This is a genomic window from Methanoregula sp., from assembly GCF_052325125.1.
GTDB lineage: Archaea > Halobacteriota > Methanomicrobia > Methanomicrobiales > Methanospirillaceae > Methanoregula.
Map to the genome: position 1 here is coordinate 18,599 of NZ_JBKQWO010000033.1, position 14,195 is coordinate 32,793.

The window sequence follows — 14,195 nt, forward strand, 5'->3', positions numbered from 1 at the left end:
TCAGGATCTCTAAAAAGGACACGATGTCATTTTACACCACACTAAAGGGACAGGGGGGGTACCCCCACCTGGTCCGGCACAAGGGAGGGGGGGTGACCCCCACTTTGATCGAAAGAGGGGGGTGGGGGGTGGGGGATCACCCCCCAACCGCATTTTCCGGACCGTGCCGGCCCGGATGTGCAAAAAAAGGATGGATGGCCCCGCTTCCTTCAAGAAGAGTTTTGAATCCCCGGCACCAACGTACTACCCATACTTCTGATGACCGCTCCACGTTCCGAATCCCCAAAAGGACTGCCCGCGAACCTCGCAAAAGGCTGCGTGCTCTGTTACCAGGGCGCAAAGATGGTGCTCTTTGTTACGGGACGCTGCCACCGCTCCTGCTGGTACTGCCCGCTCTCGGAGGAGCGCAAGGGGAAGGATGTGATCTTCGCAAACGAACACCGGATCGAAACTCCGGAACAGGCGGTCGAGATCGCGGAGCGCATGAGCGCGCTCGGGACCGGGGTCACCGGCGGCGAACCGCTCCTCTGCCTCGACCGGGTCGCGCAGTATTGTAAGGCCCTCAAGGATCATTTCGGGCCGGAGCACCAGATCCACCTCTATACTGCGCAGGCCCCGTCAAAGGTGGACCTGGAAAAACTCAAAGGAGTCGTGGACGAGATCCGGCTCCACCCGCCCCGCGAGTGCTGGGACCATATCCTCGATACGGATTTCATCGCCTCCGCAAAAATGGCAAAGGAGCAGGGCTTTGACATCGGCATCGAAGTCCCGGCCCTCCCCGGCCTTGAACTACTCATCCCGGCCCTCCCGTACCTCGATTTCCTTAACATCAACGAACTCGAATGGGGCGAGACGAACGCCGACGATATGCGGGAGCGGGGCTATGAGCCGGCCGACGGCGTGCACAACGCAGTCGAGGGTGCACGCGAGTGGGCGGCAGAACTCGTAAAGCACACAAAAGTCCACTGGTGCGCCTCGTCGTTCAAGGACTCGGTGCAGCTCCGGGAGCGCCTCAGGCGCATCGCGGAGAACACCGCCCGCCCGTTCGACGAAGTGACCGATGACGGGACCGTCGTGTACGGCGTGCTGGACCTCCACCCGGACACCCGGGACGAGGTCGTCGCCCGGTGCCGGAAATTCCTCGCAGAGGATGAGTTCGCCGACTGTGTCGACCGGGTCGAGACCGCGTGGTGGCTGCTCGAAGAGTACAGGGACAAGATCCCCGGGAAAAAGTCGGTGGTCGAACGCTACCCGGACGGTGGCATAGTTGTCGAGGTGACACCCCTGTGAACTTCCGGGATCTCCTTGTTCCCCTCTACGAGCGGCACCTGCTGATGCAGTTTACGCATATCCCCGCGCACATTGCCATCATCCAGGACGGCAACCGGCGGTTTGCAAAGGAGATGGGCATCGATACCGCTAAAGGGCACCGGGCGGGGGCGGACAAGACCGAGGAGATGCTGGACTGGGCCCACGACCTGGGCATCCGGTATATCACCATCTACTCGTTCTCCACGGAAAATTTCAACCGGGCCGAGGACGAAGTACAGGACCTTTTCCGGCTCTTCAGGGAAAAATTCATCCGGATAATCTCCGACGAGCGTGTGCACCGGTACAGGATCCGCATCCAGATGGTCGGCGACCGGTCGCTCCTCCCTGGTGACCTGCGCAGTGCCATAGAGACCGCAGAAGAGGCGACGAAAAACTACGACGGCTTCACCCTCAACGTAGCGCTTGCCTACGGGGGAAGAAACGAGATCGTCCTTGCCGCACGGGAGATCGTGGCAGCCGTCCGCGAGGGGAAGATCGCCCCTTCGGCAATTGACGTTCAGATGGTAGAATCCCACCTCCATGAAGGAAAAGATATACCGCCTGTCGATCTCATCATCAGGACCGGGAACGAGTACCGCACCTCCAACTTCCTGCCGTGGCTTGCAAACGGCCATGAATCCGCCGTCTATTTCTGTGCCCCGTACTGGCCGCTCTTCCGTAAGATCGACCTGCTGCGTGCCATCCGGATCTACGACCAGCGGATGAGGGCAAAAGCGCACTAAAACCGCTCACGCATATTCCCGAAATAACAATTCGCGTACTATATTTCCCGGGACATACCAGATGGGATAGGTGAACCTATGGGTGCGGAAAAGTCAGCGGAAACCGGATGGCGGCAGGTGCCGGTCCTGATCAGGTCCGATATTATGGCAGCCGCAGAGCGGGAACATCTGGATATCAGCGAGGAGTGCACAAGGGCGCTCGCAAAGCGTCTCGGGATCGACCTCCGGCCCCCCCGGAGAATCCATACTCCCGGGGAGCCGCAGGTGATCGTTGCCCCGGATGCCGTACCGGCGGTTCATGCCCCGGCACCTCCCGCGGTCATCAACGCCGAGGATCCCACGGTGCCCGGAAAAGTACTCAGGGAGAAAAAAGAGAGAAAAGCCCATGCGGCGGCGAAACTGCAGGCACCCCCGGAGGAACCGGCCCTGTCCCCTCCCGGGGCCCCCGTACTCCCGCCGGTGGCCCCCGGGCCGGCGCCAAAGACCGGGCGGAAAGGCAAAAAAGAGGATGCCATCAAACGGTTTGTGAGCACCCGGATCGTCCGGGAGACCGAGGAAAGCCCTGACGCGATCATCGCAAAGGACGAACTCTACCAACTATTCGAACGGTGGTGCCGGGACCATGACTACGCAGCGATTCCCGACCGGAGGGTGTTTTTTGTCGCTCTCAAGAATAAGTACGCTCTTGCGGAACGATCCGTGGCCGGGGTCCCCAGCTGGATCAGTATACGGATAAAATAATCTGTGTTTTTACTTCCCGAACCGGCGGATGCGGGACTGGTAATCGCGCAGCACCCGCAGGAAATCCACGCGCCGGAAGTATTTCCAGTTGACATCCGAGAAGAAGAGCTCCGAATAGACCGACTGCCAGATCAGAAAATCCGTCAGGTGGTCGTCTCCGGTCTTGACCACGATGTCCGGGTCGTACCGGAAGGTCAGGCAGGACTCAAGCATTTTTTCATCGATTGCCGACGGCGGGACACTGTTCTCTGCCAGCCGGCGGATGCAGTCCGTGATCTCTTCGCGACCGCTCTTCCCAATCGCGACCACGACATCAAGACCGGTTCCCGAGATTTCCTCGGTCGTCCCACAATGGAGCACGAGCCGGGCAACCGAGGCAATCTTTTTTATTGCCGGCAGGGACTGCTCCAGTTCTCCCGGGGAGAGCGGGCTGATATGGAAGGTCAGGCCCCTGATCGCCGGCGGTTTCCGGTCAAAGGCAGGCAGGTCCTGGCGGGCAAGGAGGGCATTTAACCCTGAGCACCAGCCGGTCACCTCGAAGCACTTTGCCGGTTCCGCTACCAGATCAGCACTGCTGATCATGAAACAGATGTGCCCGGGCAGGATCTGTATCTGCGAGAGAAGCATCCGCTCGTAGAGCCAGTAAAACATCTGACCTAATCTTTTGGCAGCCAAGGTTAAGAGGATTTACTTCTGCCGCCCCCTCTCCGATGGGGATGAGGGGGCAGGCCTCCCCGATCAGCGCCGGCATCCCGGGAAAAGCAATTATAAGCCTTCTTGTGAAATAATCAGACAACAGATGTACTCCTATAAGACCGGTATCCCCCAGATAGATCAGGCAACCGGGGGTTTTGATGCGGGCACCAACCTTCTCCTGCTGGCACCATCCCTCTCCTATGCAGAACAACTCGCATACACCCTGGCAAAGCCCCTGACCGGGGAGTACGCGATTATCCTTTCCACAAACGAGCGTGCCTCGGAAGTGATCGACCAGTTTAAATCAGCCGGGGCTGACAAGCATTTTATCGGCGTGATCGACGCGATCACAAAAAGCTCGACACCGGCGGTTTGCGATACCGGGCGATTCATGTTTGTCACAAACCCGACCGATCTCACCGGGATCGGGATCAAATTCTCGCATATGATCGAGACCATCTTCGACGGGACATTCTCCGGGGAAGAGTCCGGGCTTTTCCCGCCTCCGGTAAGGTTCTGCATCAACTCGGTCTCGACCCTGCTCATGTACCGCAAGCTGGAGGTGCTGTACCAGTTCCTCCACGTGATGACGGCAAAACTCAAGAAGGTCGAGGGGTTTGGCATCTACGTCCTCAGCAGTGAGGCGTTTGACGAGAAGACCGTCTCCCTGATCAAACAGCTTATGACGATTGTCATAGAGGTCAAAGTGGAACGATCTGACAACTATTTCCGGGTGATGGGTATCCGTGGCGTAAACGCGGACTGGCATAAGTTTACGATCAATAAGGGACAGGTGGTTCTGACATTATGATTTTAACCGGGATGTATGGGATAGACGATATGCTGGGCGGTGGGATACCCCGCGGCAGCCGGGTGCTCTACAGCCTCGAGCCCGGGGTCGACGGACAGCTCTTCATGATCTCGACACTGTACGAGGCGCTCGAAAAGGGACAATCCTGCCTCGTAATCATCCCGCACACGACGGTTGACGCGTTTCTGCATGACATCGCCCGGATCCGGGAAAAACCATTTCCTGCAAAGGATACCAAAGTCGTGTTTCTGGACAGCGTCGACCGCGAACGGATACAGCGCCTTGCCGTTAACGAGGAGGCCGCACAACGGGGATGGCAGGCCCGGATTAAGAAACTCTGCGCCGAAAACCAGGTTGAGGTCATCTTCGGGTATTTCGACATCATCTATGAGGATTTCGGCCTGGAAAAAGGACTTTCCCTGCTCTCCCGGGACAGCTGCCCGCCGGAATCCACCATCATTATCGAACACCTCAATCTCGAAGGAGATACCCTTCTTGAGTCGTTTGCGGTCAGGAAGTCTTTTGACCTTATCCTTGCCATCAGGTCCTCGTTCCGGCCCCTGCCACACTTCAATTACTTTACCATCATGTACACCTCGTGGTCAGCACAGCCGCGCCGTTCCGTGCCGTTCCTCGTCAGGAACGGCCACATTGTGCCCTACATCCCCAAGATCGTCGTGACCGGCCCGCCGGAAGCCGGGAAGTCCCGGTTCGTGGCAAACGCTACGGAGCTGGGGATGTCTGTCGACAGGACGGGCCCTGGTGGCGATGCCACGACCGTCGCCATGGACTTCGGCTGGCTGCACTGGCAGGATTTTGACATTACGCTCTACGGTACACCCGGGCAGCCCCGGTTTGACCCGATGCTCCCGGTGATCCTCCGTAACGCGATGGGTGTCGTGTTGCTGGTAGATGCAACAACCCCCGGGCAGCTCACGCGGGCCCGGCACCTCTATAAGATAATCGCGGAGATGCATGTGCCGATCGTTGTAGCGGCGAATAAAAAAGATCTGCCGGGACGCGTAAGCGAAGAAGAGATCAGAAAAGGGATCGGGATAGGCAAAACCATACCGGTATTCCTGATCTCCGCACTGCACAAAGAAGACGTGCGGGATGTCCTGGAATCGCTGGTGGATTCGATTACCCGGTTCATCTACTGATACGTGCAGGGGGGCACACCGGTAACTCCCCCCATTTGAATAAAAGGAGAAGCGCACAAATGCTCACGTTTATCGGCCTTGGCCTCTATGACAAGGAAGATATCTCGGAGAAAGGACTTCGTCTTATCAGGAATGCGGATCATGTTTTTCTTGAAGGGTACACGTCCCGGCTTATGGGGGCGACCAGGGAAGAACTCGAAGCATACTACCACAAACCGGTCCGGCTGCTCCGGCGGGTGGACGTGGAACAGCACCCGGAAGAACTGCTCGATTGTGCGCTCAGGGAAAACACGGTTTTTCTCTGTGCCGGTGACCCGATGGTCTCGACTACCCATGCGGATCTCCGGATCCGGGCGGCGGACCGGGGTATCCCGACCGCGATCATCCACGGGGCCTCGATCGTAAGCGCCGTCTGCGGCCTCTCGGGGCTCCAGAACTACCGGTTCGGCAAGTCCTGCTCGGTGCCCTTCCCGCAGGCCCACTGGTCTCCCACATCGCCCATGGAGGTGATTAGTGAAAACCGGAACCTCCGCCTCCATACGCTGGTGTACCTGGACATACAGGATGACCATTATATGACGGTCGGGGAAGGTATTGACCTGCTCGAAGAGATGGCACGGAAAAAACAGGTGAAAATCCCGCTCTATGTCGGCATCGCACGGGCCGGCTCCGATGCACCGGTCGTGCGGGCCGGCCCTGCCGGGGCACTCCGGTGCGCAGATTTCGGCCCCCCTCTCCACGTACTCGTTGTCCCCGGGGAGCTCCATGATATGGAGAAGACGTATCTTTCGAGGTTTGCCGGCCTATGCTGATTGCCGCGTGCGGGGATCTCCTTTCTGCCGGACTTGACGCCGTTTCCCTTGCCCCGCCTGAAGGCACCCCGCTTGGAGCCCTCGCCGGCACCGTCAGGGATATGGCACGTGCTTATGCCGACGATGGTTCTGTATTCTTTCAGGAAGGGGACCTGGTCAATGCCCTGGCCGCATACTATTACGGGTCAGGCTGGCTGCATTTCGGCCTCGCGTACGGCCTTTTCACTCTCCCGGACAGAAAGCCGGCGGCCTGCCCCTTTGCCGGGCGAGCCCAAACCCTTCCCCCGGCTCTTGCGGTAAAACTTGACGAGAAAACCCGGCGCTATTCCCGGCTGCTCGACACCGCCTGCGCATCGGTCGTCCCGGCCCCTGAACCTGAAACGGCAGGTGGCATGTTTGCCCGGCGGGTAATTCTGGTCGGTACCTGCTATGCGCGGGGCGGTCGGGACAGCCTGATCGCGGGTGCCGGTGAGGAAGCCCTCGCACGTTTCAGCTACGGGCACGGGTGGCTGGATGCCGGAGTCCGGGCCGGCCTCCTGTCGCTCACCGGCAACCGGGACATCTTTACGATCTGACAGGGCTGCCAGAAGAGAGATGCTGCCCTGATAAAAAGTGTATATACTATGCCTTATAACGGTTTAAGGTAATACAGGCAGGCTAAAAACCCGTCGCGGAGGGTACATGGAGAGATCGCAGAAGAAATGGTTGTATATTTCCGTCGGATTCTCTCTCACGGTACTGATTGTCATCCTGTACCTGACGATTAATGCCAACACTATCCAGTACCTCCAGAAAATCAATCCATGGTTTTTACTCCTCGCGTTCCTCACCCACGTCATGACCATGTGCTTCTGGGCGATGCGGGTCAAGAAGATGTCCGGGTCGCTCGGGTACCCGATAAAGTTCTTCTATTCCTTAAACCTCGTTTTTGCCAACCTGCTTGCCGCGGCAGTCACCCCTGCACAGGCCGGCGGCGAACCGGTCCGGGTGCACGAGCTGTACAAGGCAAAAGTCCCGCTCGGGGATGCGACAGCGATCGTGATCATGGAGCGGGTACTGGACGGGATTGCCCTTGCCTGCCTTGCCGCATTTGCGATGTTTGCCCTTTCCGAGCAGTGGAAGAGCCTCGGGGCGATCTCGGACGTCATGGTCTACATCACGTGGATCTTTGTGGCAGGTTGTCTCTTCCTCTTCTACCTTGCCATCCGCAGGCCCGATGTGATGAAGCGTCTGGCGGACCGTGCCGCGCGCTTCTTTACCCGGAAATGGGAACCGGCCCGCGTCACGGAGGTCCTCGGGCGGATCGATACGGAGATTGCAAACTTCCATGCAGCCGTGCTGAGATTCATGAGGACCGCAAAATCCGGGCTGGCATGGGGGATGCTCTTTACCCTGCTCTACTGGGTCTCGGAGATCGTAACTGCATCCCTGATCCTCGTGGGTCTCGGACAACCGCCGCTCTTCTTCGAATCGTTTGTGATCCAGCTCATCCTTGCGATCCTGATGATGCTTCCTTTGACCCCGGGCAGTTCCGGCATTGCCGAGGTCGGGGCAACCACCATGTACGCCCTTTTTATTCCCGCAGCGATTGTCGGCGTCTTCGTTGTCATCTGGCGGATCGTGCTGTACTACTTCAACATAGCCCTCGGGATCGTCTCCAGCCTTATTATCGTCAGGAGAGAGTCGGGCAACCCGTAACTGCCCGGCACCTGCCGCCGCCAACCTCAACTCTTATCATACGGCAGGGTAATGTCTCTTGAACGGATATGCAGCAGGTCAGGTGCGAAGTCAGGGGTGTTTTTGTGGCCATAAACGATTCGGCCACCGTACCGGTGGTCGTGCTGACCGATGGTGCCGGGCGCCTGATGCCGATCTTTATCGGCCTTTGGGAAGCGGTCTCCATCAACAGCGCCCACAACAAGGAGGTGCCGCCCCGCCCGTTCACGCACGACCTGTTCCTGGATCTCATGAACCGGTTCTCGATCTCCGTCCATCACCTCCAGATTGACAGTGCAGAAGAGGGGGTCTATTATGCCCAGCTTGTCCTTGCAGCTGACGACAGGAATGAATGCCTCGACTGCCGGCCGAGCGACGGGATTGCCGTTGCCCTGCGCGCCAGTGCACCAATATTTGTGGATGAAGGCCTGATTGCCACAGCAGATCGGAGAGGGGCGGTCTCCGATATGGTCGATCTCTCGACGTTCCTGCAGAAATAGGGGATGCCTGCAGGTTATGAGAAGGGGTGGCGTTCACCTGCGCCGGCGCTCAAGCTCCTGCATGACGTCTTCCAGCTCGACCCCCGCAGCGCGGAGCGCGACGAGCATATGGAAGAGGAGATCGGCTGCCTCTTCGGTAGTACGCTCCGGGATCCCGTTTTTTATGGCAATGATGAATTCGGTGGACTCCTCGCCTACCTTTTCGAGCACCTTGTCGATCCCTTTTTTGTCCCTCAATAGCCGGCTCGTATACGAGGTTTCGTCCGGATGGGCCGCCCGCTCGCAGATAATCTCCCAGAGATCCCGGATCACCCGGGTATCCACCGGATTGGTTTCCGCAGGACTCATGATTCCTCCTGCACGAGCAGGACCTCCCCGATCTCAAGACCGCAGAAACGCCGGCAGAGAAGCCGCGCTTTCTCGATATTGCAGCCTGCTTTTCCTATCGCGATACCGAGATCGCTTTTCCTGTTCACCAGCACGTTCACCGGGCCGTCATCAGGGCCGCGCACGATCCCTGCGACTTCCGCAGGTTTGAAAATATTGGCGATAAAATCTTCGGGCTGCTCGGCGTACTCGACCATCTCGATGCGCCGGCCCAGTACGTTCTGGAGCCGTTTTATGTTGTCGCCTTTTTTTCCGATTGCAAGGCCCATGTCGCCCTGCCGGATCACGTAGATCACCCGGTCGAACCGGTCGTCGATCACGCAGTCCAGGGCCGTTGACCGGGTAAGAATCCGCAGCTCTTCAATATACCTTCGCTCCTTAAAACCGATATTTCGCTCCATATCAAAATCATTCCTATTGTATCCGCAATTTTTACTGATATTCGATGCTTGGATATATGCTGGTCCGATTATGCCGGATACGTGTATGCTGGCTTATGAAATAATCACACGCTGCTTGGGTAAAAAAGTTTGGAAAAAAAAGTCCGGTGATGAAGCCGGCTGCGGTCAGCTGATCGTGTAGGTAACGGATACCTGGGCGGTGACGGTGATGTCCCCGGACTGGATTGGGGTCGGAGCTGCCACGGCTTTGGAAGTCCCCGCCAGCGTGTCGTAATTACTGTAGACGACCGGGGTGTAGCCCTGGCTGATATCGGCCTCCTGTGTCCCGGTGATCGTGACATTGAGGGCTGCCGCGGCAGTATCCGCATCGGCTCTCGCGTTTGCGATCGCCTTCGTGAGCGCCTGGCTCCGGAGCGCCTGCGCCTGTTCATCGGAGAGCATGAACTGGATGGAGTTTACGCTGTTTGCCCCGGCGTTGACGGCAGTGTCGATAATCTGGCCGGTCGTGTCAGGATCCTTGAGGGTGACCTGGAGCGTGTTTGTCACCTGGTAGGTCGTCGCCGGGCCCGAAAGGATGCCATTGCTGTCCTGCTGGTTGACCGGTGTAATCGTATAGCCGGTGGTCTTTATCTGGTCACGGGGAACACCCGCTGCCGCGAGTGCGTCCATGACATTGTTCATCGCAAGAGCGTTGTTCGCCTGTGCAATTTTGACATCCGAATTCTCGGTCTCGACCGCAAAACTGATCTGTGCACGATCGGGCGTGCAGGTGACCGTGCCGCTGCCGCTGACCTGGATGACATGGTCGTTTACGGAGTCCGTGGCTGATACGCAGCCTACCAGTGCCATGGCAAGAACCACCACGGCCAAAACAAGAACTGCTGTTCTTCTCATAGTATATCCGGCCAGTTATTGGAGATCGGGGAGATTAAAGATTGCTTTGACTGCGAAATTATTCGTAATTACCGGGAAAACCCGGATAATGACTCCGGATAGATCCGGGGGAACCCTGATTCCCCAAAGTACATGTGCCGGCACTGTGTATAGTACAGGCGATAGAGCATGGGATCAACAATCGTCGAGAAGATCTTCTCACGGAAATGCGGCAGCGATATCAGGGCAGGCGAAGTGGTCATGACGCCCATTGACGGCGCCATGATCCACGATATTACCGGCCCTCTTGCCATCCAGAAGTTCTCCGAGATGGGAGGAGAACACGTTTTCGATCCGGAACGTGTCATCATGCTCTTCGACCACCAGATCCCGGCCGATTCCCTGGAAGCGGCAAAAATCCATCAGTACATGCGCAGATTTGCCGAAGAGCAGGGTATCCGCAACTACGATATCAACGAAGGGGTCTGCCACCAGGTGGTCCTGGAGAAGGGTCGTGCGGCACCCGGGGAGATCGTGGTCGGTGCCGATTCCCATACCTGCATGTACGGGGCGGTCGGGGCGTTTGCGACCGGTATCGGTTCGACCGATATGGGTTTTGCGCTGAAGTTCGGCGCCCTCTACTTCAAGGTTCCGGAGACAATCCGGGCCGGGGTGTCGGGCAGGTTCCAGAAACGTGTCGGGGCAAAGGACCTGATCCTCGCGATTGCTGCCGATATCGGGGCCGATGGCGCGACCTACCAGGCAATCGAGTTTGCCGGGAAAACCATCGCAAAAATGGACATGCCGGGCCGGATGACCTGCTGCAACATGGCTATCGAAATGGGCGCGAAAGCAGGGATCGTCCCGCCCGACAAGGTCACGTGGGAGTACATGAAAGGCCGCAGGAAGATGAAGCCGTTCGGGCTTGCAAGTGACGACGATGCGAAGTTTGCTGAGAAGCGGACGTACGACGTGTCGGACCTTGATCCGCAGGTCGCCGTCCCCCATAATGTTGACCAGGGAGTGCCGGTCGGCAAGGTCGAAGGAACGCATATCGACCAGGTCTTTATCGGCTCCTGCACAAACGGGCGGTACGAAGATCTGGCAGAGGCTGCGGAAGTGCTGGGTAAAAAGAAATTCAATCCCAAAACCCGGGTGCTTGTCATCCCCGCATCCCGCGATGAATACCTGAAAGCACTCGAAAACGGTCTCATTGAACGATTCGTGAGGGCCGGGGCGCTTGTCGAGGCCCCCTGCTGCGGGCCCTGCATGGGCGGGTCGTTTGGCCTGCTCGCACCCGGCGAGGTCTCGCTTTCCACATCGAACCGGAACTTCAGGGGCCGGCAGGGCAGCACCGAGGCGTCGGTGTACCTCTGCTCTGCGGCAACCGCAGCGGCGAGCGCGGTGAAAGGCGAGATCACCGATCCGCGGGAGGTGTGACCATGCCATCCAAGAAGACCTCAACGGTAAAGACCATGATCGTTGACCAGACCCCCCGGACAAAGAACATGCGGGTCTGGAAATTTGGCGACAATATCGATACCGATGCGATCATCCCGGGCCGGTTTTTGACGATCAACAATCCCGACGAGCTCGCAAAACACGCCTTTGAGGGCACCCGGGACGAGTTTGCAAAGACGGTACAGGATGGCGACGTGGTGGTCGGCGGGAGGAACTTCGGGTGCGGCTCCTCACGAGAGCACGCACCGCTGGCGCTTCTCGGGAGCGGCGTGCACGTGGTGCTGGCACAATCGTTTGCCCGGATCTTTTTCCGGAATGCCATAAATGTCGGAGTGCTCCCGGTGGTCTGCCATGATACGGATAAAATCGCAGACGGTGCGAAGATTACGCTCGACCTTAAAAAGGGATACGCGGAGGTTGACGGCAACAAGCTCGCCATTGAGCCGGTGCCCCCGTTCATGCAGGGCATTATTGATGCCGGTGGTCTTGTGGAGTATGCCAGGAATTTAACGGAGGTGCCGGTATGTACAAAGTCGCGGCAATAGGCGGGGACGGCATCGGGCCGGAGATCGTGGCAGAGGGGAAAAAAGTTCTGGAAGCTGCCGGCGAGCGGTTCAACTTTGCAATCGACTGGACGGATTTCGATATCGGGGCGGACCGCTACCTCGCCACAAAGCAGCTCCTGACCGAGGAAGACCTCAAAGAACTCAAAAAGTTCAGGGCGATCTATTTCGGTGCCATCGGGGATCCCCGTATACCTCCGGGCATCCTTGAGAAGGGCATCCTGCTTGCGCTCCGGTTCTCGTTCGACCAGTATGTGAACCTCCGGCCGATCAAGCTGCTCGAAGGAGTGGAGACGCCGCTTGCAAACAAGACGTCAAAGGACATCGACTTCGTGGTCGTGCGGGAGAACACCGAGGACTTCTATGTCGGGATCGGTTCCCGGTTCAAAAAGCACCAGAAGATCGAGCTTGAAGTCGTGCGCGACCTCTACAACGTGAAGTTCGGCCTCGATGTCGAGAGCGATGCCGAGGAGCTGGCCTACCAGATCGGGGTCGTGACCAGGGAAGGGGCGCGCCGGGTCCAGACCTACGCGTTCGAGCTTGCAGAGAAGCGCCGGAAAAAGCTCACCTCGGTGGATAAGGCAAACGTCCTTTCCGATGTGTACGGGCTCTGGCGGGACGTCTTTTCCGAGACCGCAAAGAAGTATCCCGATGTCGCCACCGATTTCAATTTTGTCGATGCGGTCACGATGTGGTTTGTGAAGAACCCCGAATGGTTCGATGTCGTGGTCACGCCCAACATGTTCGGCGATATCATCACCGATCTCGGCGCGATGATCCAGGGCGGCCTCGGACTTGCCCCGGGCGGCAATATCAACCCGAAAGGTACCTCGATGTTCGAGCCGATTCACGGATCGGCGCCGAAGTACAAGGGCCTGGATGTCGCAAACCCCATCGCGACCATCTGGGCCGGCTCGCTCCTGCTCGATCACCTTGGCGAGCATGAGGCGGCGGCAGCCGTGGTCAAAGCCATTGAAAAGAGCATTAAGGTCGGCGTGGTGACAAAAGATCTCGGCGGAATGGCGGGAACCGCAAAGGCCGGTTCATATATTGCGGAATGCGTGAAAAAGGCGAAGTAGGTCCCGTTTTCAGATTTTTTTTCTCTGTAGAAAACCTGTTTTTAAATTTGTGCAGCTTCCCTCTTCGCGCCAATGCGTCCCCCTGGGAGGACAGGGCGCACATGCGATGCTTTTCGTATTACCCGTGTCGGGGGCATTGCCTGAGTACGGGTAATACAGCGCTATCGCGAAGCGGGGGATGCCACAAGCATGCGGGGGCGAAGGCAAGGATTGCCGGAGTCCTAAAAGAGCGTTCTTACAAATCCCATCCAGGATTTCAACAGAGCAGAATTCTTCTATATGCGCCAAGAAGATCGGCGGTAAGCCTCCCGTCCGCGGGAGTCCCCTTGGACAAACCCGCGCCCCCGCCATCGCCCTTTTTTGGGGCGCACCGTTAGCCCCCACGGCAGCGGAATGGGGCTGTATCGTCTTTATGATGGAGGTCCATCCCGCATGAACAACAGGGTCGGGGCGATCTCTTTTGATGATCGGTCGGTCCGATCTGTTTTTTGTGGAATGAGAGATAGGGGGAGGGGGGTTACCCCTGATCCCTGTGGCATGAGGGGCGACCCCGATCAATTCCTGAGATTGGTCGGACCGACCGGTTATTGGGTACGGTCGGGGCGACTACCCCGTCCCGCCTAAAACTCCAGTAGAAACACATGTTGCGATACTGGAATACAAGTGATCACCCCGACCGATATCTGAGATCGATCGGTCCGATCATTTTTTTTGCGGAATGAGAGACAGGGGGAGGGGGGCTGCTGATTTTTTAAAAGGTCGGGATGACCGATCATGATGACGGGCCGGGGCGATCGGTTTTCCGGAATTGTTTCGCTCGCGATCCGATCGTTCTTTCCGGAATTTCCTGCCAATTCGGTACCTGGATCGATCTCAAATTCGTTGCTGGAAGAGGGATCGCAAGATCCGATAAAACCCGTCTTTTCTAAGAAAGTATGATG

At 57.8% G+C, this 14,195-nt stretch carries 16 protein-coding genes; 12 read left to right on the forward strand and 4 right to left on the reverse strand.

Annotated elements, in window-relative coordinates; genetic code table 11:
* Positions 1 to 258 precede the first annotated feature (258 nt).
* From ACLQMU_RS07600 to ACLQMU_RS07610, 3 genes are all read left to right on the forward strand, one after another.
* The gene (locus tag ACLQMU_RS07600; protein WP_424040451.1) at positions 259 to 1,290 is read left to right on the forward strand and encodes a radical SAM protein; all 1,032 of its coding nucleotides are present in this window, start codon (positions 259 to 261) and stop codon (positions 1,288 to 1,290) included.
* Positions 1,287 to 2,054 carry a polyprenyl diphosphate synthase gene (gene uppS / locus ACLQMU_RS07605; RefSeq protein WP_424040449.1) on the forward strand — a complete coding sequence of 256 codons (768 nt, stop codon included), beginning with the start codon at positions 1,287 to 1,289 and terminating at the stop codon, positions 2,052 to 2,054. Before ACLQMU_RS07600 ends, uppS begins: the two co-directional genes overlap by 4 nt.
* Before the next feature lie 78 nt (positions 2,055 to 2,132).
* Complete coding sequence (locus tag ACLQMU_RS07610; protein WP_422149602.1) at positions 2,133 to 2,795, forward strand: hypothetical protein; 663 nt, start codon at positions 2,133 to 2,135, stop codon at positions 2,793 to 2,795.
* A 9-nt stretch (positions 2,796 to 2,804) separates the two neighbouring features.
* On the opposite strand, the gene ACLQMU_RS07615 is transcribed toward ACLQMU_RS07610, so the two are convergent.
* Complete coding sequence (locus ACLQMU_RS07615; protein WP_422149603.1) at positions 2,805 to 3,446, reverse strand: undecaprenyl diphosphate synthase family protein; 642 nt, start codon at positions 3,444 to 3,446, stop codon at positions 2,805 to 2,807.
* A 148-nt stretch (positions 3,447 to 3,594) separates the two neighbouring features.
* Between ACLQMU_RS07615 and ACLQMU_RS07620 the strand changes: the two genes are divergently transcribed.
* From ACLQMU_RS07620 to ACLQMU_RS07645, 6 genes are all read left to right on the forward strand, one after another.
* A complete protein-coding gene (locus tag ACLQMU_RS07620) occupies positions 3,595 to 4,302 on the forward strand; it encodes an RAD55 family ATPase (RefSeq protein WP_424040447.1) in 708 nt (235 codons plus the stop codon).
* On the forward strand, positions 4,299 to 5,462 hold the full coding sequence (locus ACLQMU_RS07625) for a GTP-binding protein (protein WP_422149606.1): 1,164 nt from the start codon (positions 4,299 to 4,301) through the stop codon (positions 5,460 to 5,462). The genes ACLQMU_RS07620 and ACLQMU_RS07625 overlap by 4 nt, the downstream gene beginning before the upstream one ends.
* Before the next feature lie 59 nt (positions 5,463 to 5,521).
* Positions 5,522 to 6,274 (forward strand): diphthine synthase, encoded by a 753-nt coding sequence (gene dph5, locus ACLQMU_RS07630; RefSeq protein WP_422149607.1) that lies wholly within the window; start codon positions 5,522 to 5,524, stop codon positions 6,272 to 6,274.
* Positions 6,268 to 6,849 carry a DUF357 domain-containing protein gene (locus ACLQMU_RS07635; protein ID WP_422149608.1) on the forward strand — a complete coding sequence of 194 codons (582 nt, stop codon included), beginning with the start codon at positions 6,268 to 6,270 and terminating at the stop codon, positions 6,847 to 6,849. Before dph5 ends, ACLQMU_RS07635 begins: the two co-directional genes overlap by 7 nt.
* 106 nt (positions 6,850 to 6,955) lie before the next feature.
* Positions 6,956 to 7,972, forward strand: a complete 1,017-nt coding sequence (locus ACLQMU_RS07640; protein ID WP_422149609.1) for a lysylphosphatidylglycerol synthase transmembrane domain-containing protein — start codon at positions 6,956 to 6,958, stop codon at positions 7,970 to 7,972.
* A 68-nt stretch (positions 7,973 to 8,040) separates the two neighbouring features.
* The gene (locus ACLQMU_RS07645; RefSeq protein WP_424040444.1) at positions 8,041 to 8,490 is read left to right on the forward strand and encodes a bifunctional nuclease family protein; all 450 of its coding nucleotides are present in this window, start codon (positions 8,041 to 8,043) and stop codon (positions 8,488 to 8,490) included.
* Positions 8,491 to 8,523: 33 nt separating this feature from the next.
* On the opposite strand, the gene hisE is transcribed toward ACLQMU_RS07645, so the two are convergent.
* The 3 genes from hisE to ACLQMU_RS07660 form a co-directional block, all read right to left on the reverse strand.
* Positions 8,524 to 8,838 (reverse strand): phosphoribosyl-ATP diphosphatase, encoded by a 315-nt coding sequence (gene hisE / locus ACLQMU_RS07650; RefSeq protein ID WP_422149611.1) that lies wholly within the window; start codon positions 8,836 to 8,838, stop codon positions 8,524 to 8,526.
* Complete coding sequence (locus ACLQMU_RS07655; RefSeq protein WP_422149612.1) at positions 8,835 to 9,278, reverse strand: NusA-like transcription termination signal-binding factor; 444 nt, start codon at positions 9,276 to 9,278, stop codon at positions 8,835 to 8,837. The genes hisE and ACLQMU_RS07655 overlap by 4 nt, the downstream gene beginning before the upstream one ends.
* A gap of 165 nt (positions 9,279 to 9,443) precedes the next feature.
* Positions 9,444 to 10,172, reverse strand: coding sequence for an SIMPL domain-containing protein (locus ACLQMU_RS07660; protein ID WP_424040442.1), 729 nt, complete (start codon positions 10,170 to 10,172; stop codon positions 9,444 to 9,446).
* Positions 10,173 to 10,340: 168 nt separating this feature from the next.
* Here ACLQMU_RS07660 and ACLQMU_RS07665 point away from each other — a divergent pair, with 168 nt between their 5' ends.
* The 3 genes from ACLQMU_RS07665 to ACLQMU_RS07675 all read left to right on the forward strand — a co-directional run bounded on the left by ACLQMU_RS07665 (position 10,341) and on the right by ACLQMU_RS07675 (position 13,254).
* Positions 10,341 to 11,591, forward strand: coding sequence for a 3-isopropylmalate dehydratase large subunit (locus ACLQMU_RS07665; RefSeq protein WP_422149614.1), 1,251 nt, complete (start codon positions 10,341 to 10,343; stop codon positions 11,589 to 11,591).
* Between the two features lie 68 nt (positions 11,592 to 11,659).
* Positions 11,660 to 12,157, forward strand: a complete 498-nt coding sequence (locus ACLQMU_RS07670) for a 3-isopropylmalate dehydratase small subunit (protein ID WP_422149662.1) — start codon at positions 11,660 to 11,662, stop codon at positions 12,155 to 12,157.
* Complete coding sequence (locus tag ACLQMU_RS07675; protein WP_422149615.1) at positions 12,136 to 13,254, forward strand: isocitrate/isopropylmalate dehydrogenase family protein; 1,119 nt, start codon at positions 12,136 to 12,138, stop codon at positions 13,252 to 13,254. The genes ACLQMU_RS07670 and ACLQMU_RS07675 overlap by 22 nt, the downstream gene beginning before the upstream one ends.
* Positions 13,255 to 14,195 lie beyond the last annotated feature (941 nt).